The following is a 14,010-nucleotide window of genomic DNA, read 5'->3' as shown; positions in this document are numbered from 1 at the left end:
ATCTTCATATCAATGTGGGCCTCTTTTTTTATTTCTCGTGAGACCACCACCTAATAGAGTTTCGCTTTATATCTGCCATTTAGGGTTATCTACTTCTGCCTATTAGAAACAACAGTAAGTATTGCATATTATTATAAAATCATCGAAAACTAGAAGCAGTGAAAGGAGGAGTATAATATGGCAGGAAAACCAAAGGGACCAAAGCAACAGGAAAAGCCTCGTCTTCCTCAAAGTCCGCAGCAACCGTATGGAGAGCCCCTAGCAGGGTCTAAAAAAGTAAAAAATGCAAATCATTCGAGGCAAAATCATAATACGCATCATGATATGTAGTTATAACTAAAAGAGCTTATATCGATCTCGATTAAGCTCTTTTACTCTTTTTAAAATAATTATGGCACGAAAAAGGAGTTCTTCTTTAAGAGAAGAGCGAATGTCTTCGTTTTTCCAATCATAATACGTTACAATAGCTTCTGGAACGATTTATCCTAAGATAACTGGCTGTAAGATCCCCCATTTTAAGAATCAGAAAAAAGTAAGTGGGAGGTATTCTTGTCAAATAGCCAATTCGTTTATCTGGTATTCAAGTGGGAAAAGCCCCACGTTAATAAGATTCACTTTATAAGTAGGAGCTGGTAATTGTGTGGAAAGAATTTAAGGAGTTTGCGTTTAAGAAAGGTAATTTTATCGATTTAGCTGTGGCGGTTGTAATAGGAACCGCATTCAGTTCCATAGTTTCTTCTTTTGTAGATAACATTATTATGCCTCTAGTTGGGATGCTAATTGGTGGGATTGATATTACAGATCTGAAGATTCATGTCGGGGATGCCGAGGTCTTATATGGTACGTTTCTTCAAGAAATTTTAGATTTCTTTATCATTGCGTTTTCCATTTTCTTTGTGATCCGTTTCTTTAATCGATTTAAGCGTAAAGAAGAACCAGTAGAAGAAGCGGTAGAGGAAAAATTAGAACCGACAGAGCAGCTATTAACCGAGATTCGTGATTTATTGCAAGAGCAAAACAATAAAGCCTAATATAAAAAACTTCCACCCTGTTTGAAGGATGGAAGTTTTTTTATAAGCAGGATAATTACTGAAAGCGGTATTCTTCTCTCATTTCAGATTCTAAACTCTATCCACTCTAGGAAGCCGTGTCACTGTCTTTAGAGGTGTAGAATTTTTTCACAATCATCGTTTGAGCTATCATAAATAATCCGCCAACTGCCCAGTATAAAGGCAGGGCAGCAGGTGCAGAGAAAGAGATAAAGCCAATCATTAGCGGAGAAATAATTCCCATTATGGCCATTTGCTGTTTCATTTTTGGGTCCATGCCAAGTTGAGATACTTTAAATTGAAAGTAATAAATAATCACTGCACACAAGGTAATCCATATATCAGTTTGTCCAAGATTAAACCATAAGAACGAATGGGTTGCGATTTCTGGCGTGCGCAGAATGGCATAGTAAAAGGCAATTAATATCGGAAACTGAATAAGCATTGGTAAGCAGCCGCCGAGCGTTGCCAATGGGTTCATTCCATGCTTCTGGTAGAGATTCATTAACTCTTGCTGCTTCATCATCTGTGATTCTTTATCTTGTTTGTTCTGGTATTTTTCTTGAAGGGCATCCATTTCAGGTTTAATGACAGACATCTTATCGCGCATTTGAACACTTGATTTGGTTTGCTTTAAGAAAAACGGCATTAATACAATACGAATCATGAAAGTAATAATAATAATCGATAATCCATAATTATCATGAAACAAGGATGCAATGCCTTTAATTAATTCAGAAAAGGGATAGATGAAATAGTGATTAAAAACGCCAGTTGTGCCAGCTTCAATTGGTTCCGTTACTGCTCCTTGGCAGCCTGCCAATAGGACTAATAATAGAATGATGGTGATAATACTTGTTCTTTTAAAGAAAGTGAATAATGATGTTCGTTCCATATTTTTCCTCCTCGAAATTTATTCAATAATATTCTCGAGAAGGATGGTGCATCTGTATCATCATCTGGCGCAGCGATTCGTTTCACTATGGTACTAAACCAGCTGCGGAAATCTCTCAGTCGGGGAGGGACTTCATATGCCGGGATTAAACTGAATTGCATATCATGAATCCTGCGAATGCGTAATTCGTTCTTTGTTAACTTTTCATCAAAGTGAACTTGAAATAACTCCAGACAAACAATCGATGCTAGAAAACCTAAATAAATATAAACTGGAGAAAAATCACTAAATAGCTCATTAATTAATTCCAAGAACATCAATATTCACCTCCTTTTCCGTCCTAGATAATTAATTGTACGTTTTAATCTTATGTCAGGTTTCATTTTTTAGCAATTGGAAAATGGGACGAGATGGAGGGTTTTTTGTTTAAGTTCGAGAAGGATGAGGTCTGATGTACAAAGAGTAGTACTAAAGAGTGGACCTATTTACATAGCAGAATAGCTAGCTTCAGCTGTGAAGAAGGCTTATCCTCGCCTAACTAGTGTAATGCCCTTTCTAAAAATAATAATAAAAATAGGTACTCGCTTATACATGCTAATGATGATTGTCATAGGTTATTAGTGTACTAAGAGAAGAAAGGGGATTTATTTATGAGACGTCGACATCATGGACCACATTGTGGTTGTCCAATTTGTATTGTCCATCCAACTATGGTTAATAATGTTCATACTTGTTCTGAAAGTACAGTAAAGCAGGTGCATCCATCCCATACAAATGTCATTAATCACCACTTAGTAAAAAATGTACACACGTTCCCGCATTCTACATCCTTTGAAAATGTAACAAACAGTGTAGATATCATGGGACCATCATACGAAGTACCAACACCTCCAGGTCAAGTAGCAGGAGTAATGAGTCCAGGTTTTGGACCAGGAGGGATGGGTCCAGGCTTTGGACCAGGTTATGGACCAGGAGCAATGGGGCCAGGTTTTGGACCAGGTCAGGTAGCTGGAGCAATGACCCCAGGTTATGGCCCAGGAGGGATGGGTCCAGGCTTTGGACCAGGTCAAGTAGCAGGAGCAATGCAACCAGGTTATGGAAAACATTGGAATAAACCTCATAAATGGTGATAATATGGAAGAGAGCTGGTAAAATGATGCCAGCTTTTCTTTTTAAATAATACAGGACAAGCAGAATGAAAGGGGCTCTCCGATGAAAGTAGTCACGGTAACAGGTTATAAACCAATGGAAATGGGGATTTTCAAAGAAGATGATCCGCGTGTCACAGTTATAAAGGCCGCTATTCAAAAGCGATTGATTCAATTAATTGAAGAAGAGGGCTTAGAATGGGTAATTGTCAGTGGACAAATGGGGGTAGAATTATGGACTGCTGAAGTAGTGCTCGATTTAAAAGAAACTTATGATATTCAAATCGCGATATTTCCTCCATTTGAAAACCAGGATAGCCGCTGGCCAGATAATTTAAAGGAGAAATATCAAGAGCTCACCTTTGTGGTTGATTTTTATAAGCCGCTCTATGAAGGAGATTACAAGGGAGCCTATCAATTCAGAGCGAAAAACATGTGGCTTATCGATAAGAGTGACGCCTGTCTTATATTAATGGATGAGGAATTTCAGGGCAGTAGTAAATATTTTTATGAGTATGCCAAAAAAGCTGATAATTATGAGATTCTATTGATTACCCCAATGGATTTAGAGGATGTAGTAGAGGAAATGAGAATGGCGAATCCGGATTATTGGGGGTGAATGAAGGATTTTTTGGTAGGCTAAAGTTATATAATTGCTAAAGCCTTACGCTAAAATGAACCATCCAGCAATGCTCCCCGAATTAATATCACTATTCACAATAATCATTTCAGATCCCCACGCATATGAATCTATAAACCACAATTCTAAAGGGGGGGTTAGATGTATCCTTATGGTTATTACCCTATAAATCAGCAGAGACAAATGAATCGTAATCGAACAATCAAAGTGATTGGAAATGGTATCGTTCAGGTTAAACCAGATATTGCAACGATAAGGCTTGGTGTGTTGACGGAAGACAAGTCACTGAGCCAGGCGCAAGAAGAGAATGCTGCTACAATGACTAGGGTGGCTCAATCACTTCAAGCATTGGGCCTACCGTCAGAAAATATACAGACAACAACTTTCACAGTGACGCCAGTTTATGATTTTGTAGAAGGGAGGCAAGTGTTAAGAGGGTATGAGGTTTTCAATCAGATTACGGTGATTGCAGATCATATCGAAGAGACAGGTAATGTTATTGATACGGCCGTACGTAATGGAGCTAATCGGGTATCGGATATCCGATTTACAGTGAAAGAGGAGAATATTTATTATCAGCAAGCACTCACAATTGCTCTGGACAATGCTTTGGAGAAAGCCCAAACAATTGCTAAACATATGAATCTCCCACTTGATGAATCCCCAATTAAAATTAATGAACAAATGGAAGCGCCAATTGCTTTTAAAACGTTTGCTGTTGCAGCGGGAAGTGCTACACCTATTGAGCCTGGCCAATTAACGATTAATGCTCAAGTAGAAACGATTCTCAGGTATTAAGAGGATTTTGAATAAAAAAACTAGAATATCAACAGAAAGAAGAGTACCCATTTATTTAATAAAGGAAAGGGGACATAAAGTGGAGCGATTTCCTGTACTGGAAACAAATCGGCTTCAACTTGTTGAGATAAGCCATCAACATGAAGAAGCATTATATGATATTCTATCGAGAAAAGAAGTTACGCTATACTATGGAAAAGATAATATGGTGTACAGGAGTGAGGCAAGAGAATTAGTGGAGAATCTCAGACAACTATACAAACAGAGAAGGTGTATACGTTGGGGGTTAATATTAAAGGAAAAGGACCTTTTGATCGGTACAGTTGGCTTGAATAACCTTAGTATCTGGAGCAAAAAAGCAGATATAAGCTACGAGCTTCATCCATCTTACTGGCGCCAAAGATTAACAACCGAGGCCGTACAGGAAGTACTGGACTATGCTTTTGGACATTTAGGGCTGTTTCGAGTGGGAGCCATAACCTATCCAGAGAATCATGCTTCTAATCAATTGCTGAGTAAAATAGGGTTTAAAAAAGAAGGGATTCTAAGAGGTTATTTGCATCAAAGTTATGCCTCCCATGACGCAATCGTACAATCACTTTTAAAACCAGAATGGAAAAAAGAATATGAGATAGAGGAGAAGCTGCAATATCACGATCATTTGACAGAAATGGTTAAGAAAGCAGAAAAAGATGGACAATTTGATTTTCTCCCAGGTAAAGGAAAGCCGCTCAAGCTAGAACAAGAGTACTTAGCAAATTCCGGTGAGAAGCAGCTGTATAAAACGATGAAAGATAACCATGTGCTCCCTAATTGGGTTAAATTGTCCAAAGAGATTGAGCAGCTGAAAGAAGAAATAAAGCATGTACAAGGAAGTCAAAGGCGTCGAAAATTAAAGGAAATAAATAAAAAAATAAAGGATTATAATTATGCTTGTCCAACTTCACTTCAGAAAAATAAGATGGTGGAATAGGGATAGCCCTATTCCGACCAAAGATAATTCTTCATCTCCATTGTAAAAGGATTCGATAGATATTGCATGTTGCTGCTCAATGGCATATTGCCAACCTATATCCCTAAAGAATGCTCTCCTACCTCAGGGTCTCCAATAATTGACCGGCTGCATATAATTCCTCGGTTCTATAGTTCGCTGAATTTATTCCCAAATAGAACGTCTTCTCTTCATGATTATAATTTTCTGCTTCTTCATTATCTTTATCCTTTGAGTTACTCTCTTCTTCGTTACTTTCGTCACTGTTTTCCTCCGTGTTTTCTTCTTCTTCTTCTTCTGTTTGTCTTTCTGTATCATCTACTTGATTCGAAATCGTTGAGGCAATAAAGATGACTAGAAATGTTATCACGAAAAACGCCGCTAATCCTAACATGAGAAAGGTAATATAATTACGCATATAGGCATTTCCTCCTTTCACACTTAAAGCAGTATATTAACTCTGCAGTATTTGTGTGTTTAAGGGGAGAAAAGTATGGTATACAGCATACAGTTTAAAATTTGATGTTACTATAAATGTTATTTTTGTTATAATGTTACAAACTGGCAGAATTGGATGACATCGGGAAGGTGAGTTAACGTGTATCATATTCGGAAAATGACAAAAAAAGATATCACACAAGTCAGAAGAGTTGCAGAGATAAGCTGGAACGCTACATATGAGGGGATTATTCCTCTTGAAGTTCAAAATAATTTTTTAAAGGAAGCATATAACTCAAGAAATTTGAAAAAAAGATTAAAGCGTACTACCGTTTTTGTTGCTGAAACAGATGATCAAGTGGTGGGTTTTGCAAATTATTCAAATGTATCAGAGGATGGTATCGTTATTCTTGGTGCTATTTATATTTACCCAGAGTATCAAGGGATGGGAATAGGTTCTGCTTTTTTAAGTGTGGGAGTAGAGCAGTTAAATAATGTGAAAGAGATACGACTTAATGTGGAAAAGAATAACCTGATAGGAATGAGGTTCTATGAAGCGAAAGGCTTTGAATTTGTGAAAGAATATGAAGAAGATTTTGGAGGGCATATTCTACATACTATTGAAATGAAATTAGATGTAAAGGAAAGCTTGAAAATATGATGAAAATGGTGTACATATGAAGAACAAAAATGGCTTGGGTCCTATAGGTAAGTCACTGGCTATGCTCTTATTCGCATTGTTTATCCTGGTTGTTCTGGCTATCATATTTGGAGCTTATTACTTTGGCATGATAGGGTTCTTTGAAATCTTTAATGTACGATATGAATCTATTGAAACGCTCACATGGTTTATTGTTATCTATTTTGTAATTAGTATATTCACAGAGTTATTTTCAAAGGGTATTTCTATCGTTGTTGCCTCGCGATTTAAAAATAAAAACACCGTCATGATTGGAATAAATACCATCATTGCATGGGTTGTTCTATTTACGCTTGATGAAATAATGCCAGGGATTACTATTATTGTAATGACAGAGGTTATTTTAGCATTGATTATAGCTGTGGCTGACTCTTTACTGGATGAGAAAGTTAACAAGATAAAGGTGTGAATTTAATGATTGAAAAATGGATACCCACTGACTATCTTCCTCTAGAACTATTATTAACTGCGGACCCATCAAGAGAACGAGTTGAAAACTATATTACAAAGGGTCAATGCTATTTGTATAAGAAATCTAATGAGATTCTAGGCGTATATGTTCTTCTTCCAAAAGATAGTGAGAAGATAGAAATAATGAATATCGCTGTAAGAGAGACTCATCAGGGCAGTGGGATAGGAAAAACTTTGATTTATGACGCTATCCGGAACGCCGCCAATCAAGGCTATAAGTGCCTAGAAGTGGGAACGGGCAATTCTAGTGTAAATCAACTAGCTTTCTATCAAAAATGCGGATTTCGTATCATGAGTGTAGAGTTTGATTATTTTTCTAAGCATTATCAAGAAGAGATTGTAGAAAATGGGATAGTATGCAGGGATATGATTCGGTTGGGGATGAAGTTGTAAGATACAATAAATTAGCTAGCAGTTATTTTACATAGGACAAACGGTAGATTAAGGAGCGATTATCGGTGTTAACCAAGGATGAACTATTGAAGATTGAAATATTACAAGAAATCTGTGAAAAGAAGGAAAATATAAAGTTAAAACTGAACTGGGATATGCTCCATAATAGAAAGGAAAAGGAGAGCCTTGATTACCTTCAATATACGAACGGTGAACTTATTGCGTATTTAGGAATATACCATTTTGGCAACAAAGCAGAAATATGCGGAATGGTGCACCCTGATTATCGCCGGCAAGGTATCTTCTCCAAACTGTTAAATAAAGCAATCAAAGCAACTGTGTCAGCAGGCTATAAAAAAATTCTGCTAAATGCTCCAGCCCACTCCACATCTGCAAGAGGACTCATTCAACGGCTTTCATGTTCGTATGACATGACTGAATATCAAATGAAGTGGACGCCGATTCCTCTTACCAAAAGCGACGTAATTACCATCCGTCATTCTATAACAGAAATAGATTTTAATCTTGAAGTAGAGCTAGATGTATTGTGTTTTGGCTTTTCAGAAAAAGAAGCACAAGAATATAATTACAGACTGCGAGAGGAAGAAGGGCATAACTTTTATATCATTGTCCGCGAGGATAAAGCGGTAGGGAAGATTCGTGTGGCATATCAGGATGGGGAAGCATGGATTTATGGTTTTGCAATTTATCCTTCCAGTCAAGGTCATGGTTATGGAAGAAAAGCGCTAATGAACATCGTCAACCAAGAGTATACAAAGGGCTATGATGTATATTTGGAGGTAGAGGCGAAAAACGATCACGCACTGAGATTATATAAATCCTGTGGTTTCGAAGTTATGCAAGCTCAGGATTATTATCTTTGGAATTAAAAAATGAATACGGGGGAGAATTTCTTGTCGATTTATTATAGAGAATATGGGGATAAACAGGGTCCTTTAATGATATTTTTACATGGTGGAGGAGTAAGCGGGTGGATGTGGGATAAACAGATCCCCTATTTTTCCCGTTATCATTGTGTTGTACCAGATTTGCCAGAACATGGACTTCATCAGGAAAGTGTGCCTTTTTCTATATATAATAGTGCAGAGGCAATTATTAATTTAATTGAAGATAAAGCAAGTGGAAAGCCAGTGACTGTGATTGGGTTCTCCTTAGGTGCACAAGTGCTGATTCAAATTCTAAGTATGAAACCCGATTTAATCCATTATGCAGTCATTAATAGCGCGCTTGTCAGACCTATGGCTTCTATGAAAAAATGGCTGCGCCCTTCCATTAAGCTCGCCTTTCCGCTTATAAAATATAAGAGTTTTGCGCGCCTGCAAGCTAAGTCCTTATATATAGGAGAAGAACATTTTAAGACTTATTATGAAGAGAGCAAAAATATAAAACAGGCTGCCTTATTAAGAGTCTTGGAAGAGAATATGTCGTTTGAAATTCCTAAGGAGTTCAGTGAAGCTAAGAGTAAAATCTTAGTTACAGTTGGTGCTAAGGAAAAGGCCATCATGATAAAATCTGCAAAAGACATTGTAGAAGCTAATACCAATTGCTTTGGCGTCATTATTTCTAATATTGGGCATGGTATTCCTTTAGCAAAGCCAGAATTATTTAATGTAATGGTTGAAGCGTGGATATTGGAAACTGGTTTAACAAACGATAGCAAGCTGATGGAGGAAATGGAACCTTTCACTAAGTAAATCCGTATAAGGGGGAAATATCATAGTGAGAGGTGACCTGTAATGGCTAAAGAGCAAGGAAAGAAGAAACGCGGAAAGATAGCAGAAGGACTTTTTGATATTTTTGAGTTGGTAATTAGTCTTCCTAGATTGATTTGGATCATATTTAGAGATTAGTAAAATGATCGGGAAAGCACGGAAAAAGTGATGGTTACCTAAATTAAAAACAGTCTTACACGAATTACTTAATAGAAACAAGGAGCGTTATCATGGGTTATATTGAAGATTTACGAAAACTAGTAGGTCATAGACCGGTTATCCTTCCAGGTGCAGTTGCCATTATTCTGGATGAAAAGGGGAGAATTTTATTACAGCAGCGCACACATCCGAAAGGGGCTTGGGGGATTCCTGGTGGCTTGATGGAGCTCGGAGAATCAACAGAGGAAGTTGCAAAAAGAGAAGTATACGAAGAGACTGGATTAATAATGGATCATCTTCAATTACTTAACGTTTATTCAGGACCACAGTATTTTTCTGTTGCTGCAAATGGTGATGAATACTATTCTGTTTCCATTTGTTATTATACGAATGAATTTTCAGGAGAAATAAGAATGGATTCATCAGAGTCTATGGAGCTTCAGTTTTTTTATCCTGAGGATATGCCGGATAATATTGTTAAGACCCATAGGATCATGTTAAATGATTTTCTAAGCTTAGCAAAATAGGAGGCTAGAGGCTCTCCTGATAACTTAGTAAAAAAAGCGCTATAAAAGCCTCCTTCATAAAAATCCTCACAATTAATTCCACGCTATTTCTAAAGAAACAGTTCATCATTTTAATAAAGCGGTAGGGATAGAATAGCAAAAAAAGGAAATAACCCTGTTTCACCAAAAAGTGATACAAGGTTATTTATTTTGTAACCAGCTGCAGTCTAACTTTATCTCATTTAACTGGCTAAGCCCCTAACAAGAAGAATTCTAGTAGAATAAAGAAGTGTAGGTATGGTGCTAACACTCAGTAGAGAAAGAAAGAAAATCCCCCACTGAGTGAAGTGTCACTTAAGGCATTTCATCTTTTTTTGGACGATTTTTAAATGCTTCATGTGTTGCGATATCTTCTATCTGCTCTACTTGACGGCTATGTTCCTTTCCCTCTACTCTAGGTTGATTTGGGAAGTTACCAGGATGTCCTTTTTCCTTATGATTAAAGCTCTTTCCACGACTCATTCTTCATCCTCCTTTATACTTTCTGTAGTTTTCACCATAAATGTAAAAACATTCATATAAAGTGAAATCCTTATCAAATCTGTAGTTAAAGGATGAGAATATAGCATAGTTTAGAATAATTTTATGCAGAACCACAGGAATAAATGGAGGTAATGTAAAGGTTTGATGTATTTTTTGGAATTTATAGCCATTCTCTATTAAAAAAAGATACAATGGAATATAAGTGTAAAAAGAAGTTATATAACTTTATCGAGGGTAGTTGGCTAAGTGCCTAAACTAGAAGAATTTGGGGAATACAGCAATAATGAGTGGGGGAGTGATCCTGGTCGAACATCCGATTCATTGAACTAACACTCAGTAGGGAGGAAAGAAGCACCTCACTTGGTGAAGTCTCACTTTATTATATAAATCTCAAAATTCATGGTATGATAAGAATGTTCTTATTATATTTATAGAGTAATAGCAATATCATACTTGCGTATTCCAAGAAAGCTTATCTCTTATAAAAAATAATAGTTAAAGGATGGTATACATTGAATTTAGAAGCGAATAATCTTACTACAAACAAGAAAATATTGGTTCTAGGTGGAGATGGTTTCTGTGGATGGCCAACAAGCCTTCATTTATCCAACTTAGGGCACGATGTTGTCATCATTGATAATTTATCCCGTCGTAACATTGATAATGAATTGGAAGCATCATCATTAACTCCGATTCAACCGATGGGGACTAGACTAAGCGCTTGGGAAGAAGTTTCCGGTAATAGAATTGGCTTCCATAATATTAACATTGCCCAGGATTATGAGTTGTTCCTTCAAGTCATTATGGACGAGCAGCCAGATGTTATTGTCCACTTTGCCGAGCAGCGATCCGCTCCTTATTCGATGAAGTCTTCCAAAAATAAACGTTATACAGTAAACAATAATATGAATGCAACCAATAATGTGTTGTGTGCCATGATAGATTCAGGTCTTGATATTCACCTTGTGCACTTAGGAACAATGGGTGTCTATGGCTATGGTACAGCTGGGATGAAGATTCCTGAGGGCTACCTAGATGTTGAAGTGAAAACAGAAGAAGGAGAAAGAATACAGCAACAAATTCTTTATCCGACCAATCCTGGTTCTGTCTACCATATGACAAAATCACAAGACCAATTATTATTCCAATACTACAACAAGAATGACGGCCTAAGAATCACGGACCTGCACCAAGGGATTGTATGGGGAACGAACACGAAAGAAACGAAAATGGATGAACGTTTAATTAACCGTTTTGATTATGATGGGGACTATGGTACAGTATTAAATCGTTTCTTAATGCAAGCAGCAGTTGGCCACCCAATTACGGTGCATGGAACTGGTGGTCAAACACGTGCTTTTATCAATATCCAAGACACAGTACGTTGTATTGAACTAGCAATTGAAAATGCACCAATACACGGAGATAAAGTGATGATTTTTAACCAAATGACGGAAACACATCGTGTAAGAGATTTGGCTAATTTAATAAGTAAATTAACCGGCGCTGAGGTTGCTAATGTTGACAATCCACGTAAAGAAGCGGCGGAAAATGAATTGCATGTTAAAAATGATCTCTTCCTCTCAAAAGGTTTAAAACCTATTACATTAGACGAGGGATTATTACAAGAAGTAACGAAGGTGGCAGAGAAATATGCCCATCGTGCTGATCATGCGAAAATACCTGCAACAAGTACTTGGACCAAAGAACAAAAACCAGGTGTTCCTGAACAAGTGAAAAACAATGCTCAACCAGAGCTAGCTAAATAAGAAGAAAAGAACTTGGCACGGCCAAGTTCTTTTCTTCTATTAAAATACTTTAGTGGTCCAATCTTCACAGTTCCAAATGTCTGTAACTATACCTTCATAAAAATCTGGCTCATGAGAGATTAAAAGGACACTGCCTTTATATTCATCCAATGCACGTTTTAGCTCCACTTTTGCATCATGATCCAAGTGGTTGGTCGGCTCGTCCAGTACAAGTATGTTTGTTTCTTTGTTCATCAGCTTACATAATCGAACTTTTGCCTTTTCCCCTCCACTTAATACTTGTACTTTACTCTCAATATGTTTTGTTGTTAGTCCACATTTTGCTAGCGCTGCGCGAACTTCATATTGTGTAAAATGAGGAAATTCATCCCATACTTCTTCGATACAGGTTTTCGAATTAGTGACTTTGATTTCTTGTTCAAAATATCCAATATGAAGATGCTCTCCAAGCTGGACGGATCCTGAGACGGATGGGATTTCACCTAGAATGCTTCGAAGCAATGTTGTTTTTCCAATTCCATTCGCACCATATAAGGCAATTTTCTGTCCGCGCTCCATGGAAAGGTTAAGTGGCCTGGATAATGGTTCCTCGTAACCGATGACAAGATCCTTTGTTTCAAAGAGATATTTCCCTGGTGTTCTTGCTGGCTTGAAATCAAACGATGGCTTTGGCTTTTCTGCATCTAGTTCAATAACATCCATCTTATCCAATTTCTTCTGGCGGGACATTGCCATTCTACTAGTAGCAGCATTGGCTTTGTTTCTCGCTACAAAGTCTTTTAGGCTGGCAATTTCCTTTTGTTGTTTTTTATAAGCAGCCTCTTTCTGTTGTTTCTTCATCTCATAAACACGGAGGAATTCATTATAATCTCCTGGATAGCGTGACAACTCCTGGTTTTCCATATGGTAAATCAAATTAACAACACTATTTAGAAATGGGATATCGTGTGAAATAAGAATAAATGCATGGTCATAGTTGAGCAAATAATGTTTAAGCCACTCAATATGCTCCACATCAAGGTAGTTAGTCGGCTCATCTAGCAGAAGGATTTCTGGTTTTTCTAATAAAAGCTTTGCGAGCAGAACTTTTGTCCGCTGCCCTCCACTTAGATCATGAACATCACGGTCTAAACCAAATTCATTTAAACCAAGTCCATTGGCCACTTCCTCTGCCTTTGCATCAATGGTATAAAAATCACTGTTCGTCAGCATATCCTGCATGCGCCCAGTTTCTTCGAGTAACTTCTCTAATTCTTCAGGGTCAGCTTCCCCCATTTTCGCGAACAGGCTATTCATTTCTGATTCTATATCAAATAAATACTGAAACGCAGTACGCAGAACATCGAGAATGGTCATCCCCTGATTTAATACAGCATGCTGATCCAAATAACCGACTCGCACATTTTTGGACCAAGTGATATTCCCGGCATCTGGTTCAAGTTTTCCTGTAATGATATTCATAAACGTGGACTTACCTTCTCCATTTGCCCCAATAAGCCCAATATGTTCACCTTGCAATAATCGAAAAGACACATCATTGAAAATCGCCCGATCTCCAAATCCGTGACTTAAATTTTTCACGGTTAATAAACTCATGGATTAAACACCTTTTCCTTTAAAATTACATTCTTAATCATTATAAAGTAAAACACCTAGTAATGGTCTCTTTTTTTTCTAATGACACAATTATTATAAGTAGAAGTTAAATATAAATAAAACCTATAAAGGCTAGTTAAGGTTTTTCCAAAGGAGTATACTTAAAAAGATGAACAATATT

18 protein-coding genes and 1 pseudogene are annotated in these 14,010 nt (G+C 37.2%); 14 read left to right on the top strand and 5 right to left on the bottom strand.

Annotation, left to right across the window (positions count from 1 at the left end; genetic code table 11):
• The first annotated feature begins 177 nt into the window (after window positions 1-177).
• Both D8M04_RS12330 and mscL read left to right on the top strand, forming a co-directional pair.
• The gene (locus D8M04_RS12330; protein WP_121523419.1) at window positions 178-330 is read left to right on the top strand and encodes a small acid-soluble spore protein P; all 153 of its coding nucleotides are present in this window, start codon (window positions 178-180) and stop codon (window positions 328-330) included.
• Window positions 331-638: 308 nt separating this feature from the next.
• Window positions 639-1,031, top strand: coding sequence for a large conductance mechanosensitive channel protein MscL (mscL, locus tag D8M04_RS12325; RefSeq protein WP_121523417.1), 393 nt, complete (start codon window positions 639-641; stop codon window positions 1,029-1,031).
• 106 nt (window positions 1,032-1,137) lie between these two features.
• Here mscL and yidC read toward each other — a convergent pair whose 3' ends face one another.
• Together yidC and D8M04_RS12315 are read right to left on the bottom strand one after the other, a co-directional pair.
• Complete coding sequence (gene yidC, locus D8M04_RS12320) at window positions 1,138-1,944, bottom strand: membrane protein insertase YidC (protein WP_121523415.1); 807 nt, start codon at window positions 1,942-1,944, stop codon at window positions 1,138-1,140.
• A complete protein-coding gene (locus D8M04_RS12315; protein WP_147436804.1) occupies window positions 1,878-2,264 on the bottom strand; it encodes a hypothetical protein in 387 nt (128 codons plus the stop codon). The genes yidC and D8M04_RS12315 overlap by 67 nt, the downstream gene beginning before the upstream one ends.
• A gap of 330 nt (window positions 2,265-2,594) precedes the next feature.
• Here D8M04_RS12315 and D8M04_RS12310 point away from each other — a divergent pair, with 330 nt between their 5' ends.
• The 5 genes and pseudogenes from D8M04_RS12310 (at window position 2,595) to D8M04_RS20435 (ending at window position 5,503) form a co-directional block, all read left to right on the top strand.
• Window positions 2,595-3,074 (top strand): CotD family spore coat protein, encoded by a 480-nt coding sequence (locus D8M04_RS12310; protein WP_121523411.1) that lies wholly within the window; start codon window positions 2,595-2,597, stop codon window positions 3,072-3,074.
• A gap of 82 nt (window positions 3,075-3,156) precedes the next feature.
• On the top strand, window positions 3,157-3,711 hold the full coding sequence (locus D8M04_RS12305; protein ID WP_121523409.1) for an SLOG family protein: 555 nt from the start codon (window positions 3,157-3,159) through the stop codon (window positions 3,709-3,711).
• Between the two features lie 162 nt (window positions 3,712-3,873).
• Entirely contained in the window at window positions 3,874-4,530 is a 657-nt protein-coding gene (locus D8M04_RS12300; protein WP_121523407.1) for an SIMPL domain-containing protein, read from the top strand.
• 79 nt (window positions 4,531-4,609) lie between these two features.
• Window positions 4,610-5,149, top strand: a pseudogene (locus D8M04_RS20440) (GNAT family N-acetyltransferase); the annotation flags it as partial.
• A gap of 51 nt (window positions 5,150-5,200) precedes the next feature.
• On the top strand, window positions 5,201-5,503 hold the full coding sequence (locus D8M04_RS20435; RefSeq protein ID WP_246001263.1) for a DnaJ family domain-containing protein: 303 nt from the start codon (window positions 5,201-5,203) through the stop codon (window positions 5,501-5,503).
• Between the two features lie 118 nt (window positions 5,504-5,621).
• On the opposite strand, the gene ccoS is transcribed toward D8M04_RS20435, so the two are convergent.
• Window positions 5,622-5,939 (bottom strand): cbb3-type cytochrome oxidase assembly protein CcoS, encoded by a 318-nt coding sequence (gene ccoS, locus D8M04_RS12290; RefSeq protein ID WP_121523403.1) that lies wholly within the window; start codon window positions 5,937-5,939, stop codon window positions 5,622-5,624.
• Between the two features lie 198 nt (window positions 5,940-6,137).
• Between ccoS and D8M04_RS12285 the strand changes: the two genes are divergently transcribed.
• The 6 genes from D8M04_RS12285 (at window position 6,138) to D8M04_RS12260 (ending at window position 9,942) form a co-directional block, all read left to right on the top strand.
• Complete coding sequence (locus D8M04_RS12285) at window positions 6,138-6,620, top strand: GNAT family N-acetyltransferase (protein WP_187695453.1); 483 nt, start codon at window positions 6,138-6,140, stop codon at window positions 6,618-6,620.
• Window positions 6,621-6,636: 16 nt separating this feature from the next.
• Entirely contained in the window at window positions 6,637-7,068 is a 432-nt protein-coding gene (locus D8M04_RS12280) for a YrvL family regulatory protein (RefSeq protein WP_121523399.1), read from the top strand.
• Entirely contained in the window at window positions 7,065-7,523 is a 459-nt protein-coding gene (locus D8M04_RS12275) for a GNAT family N-acetyltransferase (RefSeq protein ID WP_121523397.1), read from the top strand. Before D8M04_RS12280 ends, D8M04_RS12275 begins: the two co-directional genes overlap by 4 nt.
• Window positions 7,524-7,588: 65 nt before the next feature.
• On the top strand, window positions 7,589-8,413 hold the full coding sequence (locus D8M04_RS12270; protein ID WP_121523395.1) for a GNAT family N-acetyltransferase: 825 nt from the start codon (window positions 7,589-7,591) through the stop codon (window positions 8,411-8,413).
• A 24-nt stretch (window positions 8,414-8,437) separates the two neighbouring features.
• Window positions 8,438-9,238: an alpha/beta fold hydrolase gene (locus D8M04_RS12265; RefSeq protein WP_121523393.1), complete on the top strand. Its 801-nt coding sequence runs from the start codon at window positions 8,438-8,440 to the stop codon at window positions 9,236-9,238.
• Between the two features lie 248 nt (window positions 9,239-9,486).
• Entirely contained in the window at window positions 9,487-9,942 is a 456-nt protein-coding gene (locus D8M04_RS12260; RefSeq protein ID WP_121523391.1) for an NUDIX hydrolase, read from the top strand.
• A gap of 333 nt (window positions 9,943-10,275) precedes the next feature.
• On the opposite strand, the gene D8M04_RS20195 is transcribed toward D8M04_RS12260, so the two are convergent.
• Window positions 10,276-10,443 (bottom strand): hypothetical protein, encoded by a 168-nt coding sequence (locus tag D8M04_RS20195; protein ID WP_187695447.1) that lies wholly within the window; start codon window positions 10,441-10,443, stop codon window positions 10,276-10,278.
• 533 nt (window positions 10,444-10,976) lie between these two features.
• Here D8M04_RS20195 and D8M04_RS12255 point away from each other — a divergent pair.
• A complete protein-coding gene (locus tag D8M04_RS12255; protein WP_121523389.1) occupies window positions 10,977-12,233 on the top strand; it encodes an NAD-dependent epimerase/dehydratase family protein in 1,257 nt (418 codons plus the stop codon).
• A gap of 39 nt (window positions 12,234-12,272) precedes the next feature.
• Here D8M04_RS12255 and D8M04_RS12250 read toward each other — a convergent pair whose 3' ends face one another.
• Window positions 12,273-13,829, bottom strand: coding sequence for an ABC-F family ATP-binding cassette domain-containing protein (locus D8M04_RS12250; RefSeq protein WP_121523387.1), 1,557 nt, complete (start codon window positions 13,827-13,829; stop codon window positions 12,273-12,275).
• Between the last annotated feature and the right edge of the window lie 181 nt (window positions 13,830-14,010).

Source organism: Oceanobacillus piezotolerans (assembly GCF_003665065.1).
Classification (GTDB): Bacteria; Bacillota; Bacilli; order Bacillales; family Amphibacillaceae; genus Oceanobacillus; species Oceanobacillus piezotolerans.
Note: the sequence above shows the minus strand (reverse complement) of the source record. Positions and strands in the feature narration are given on the sequence as shown.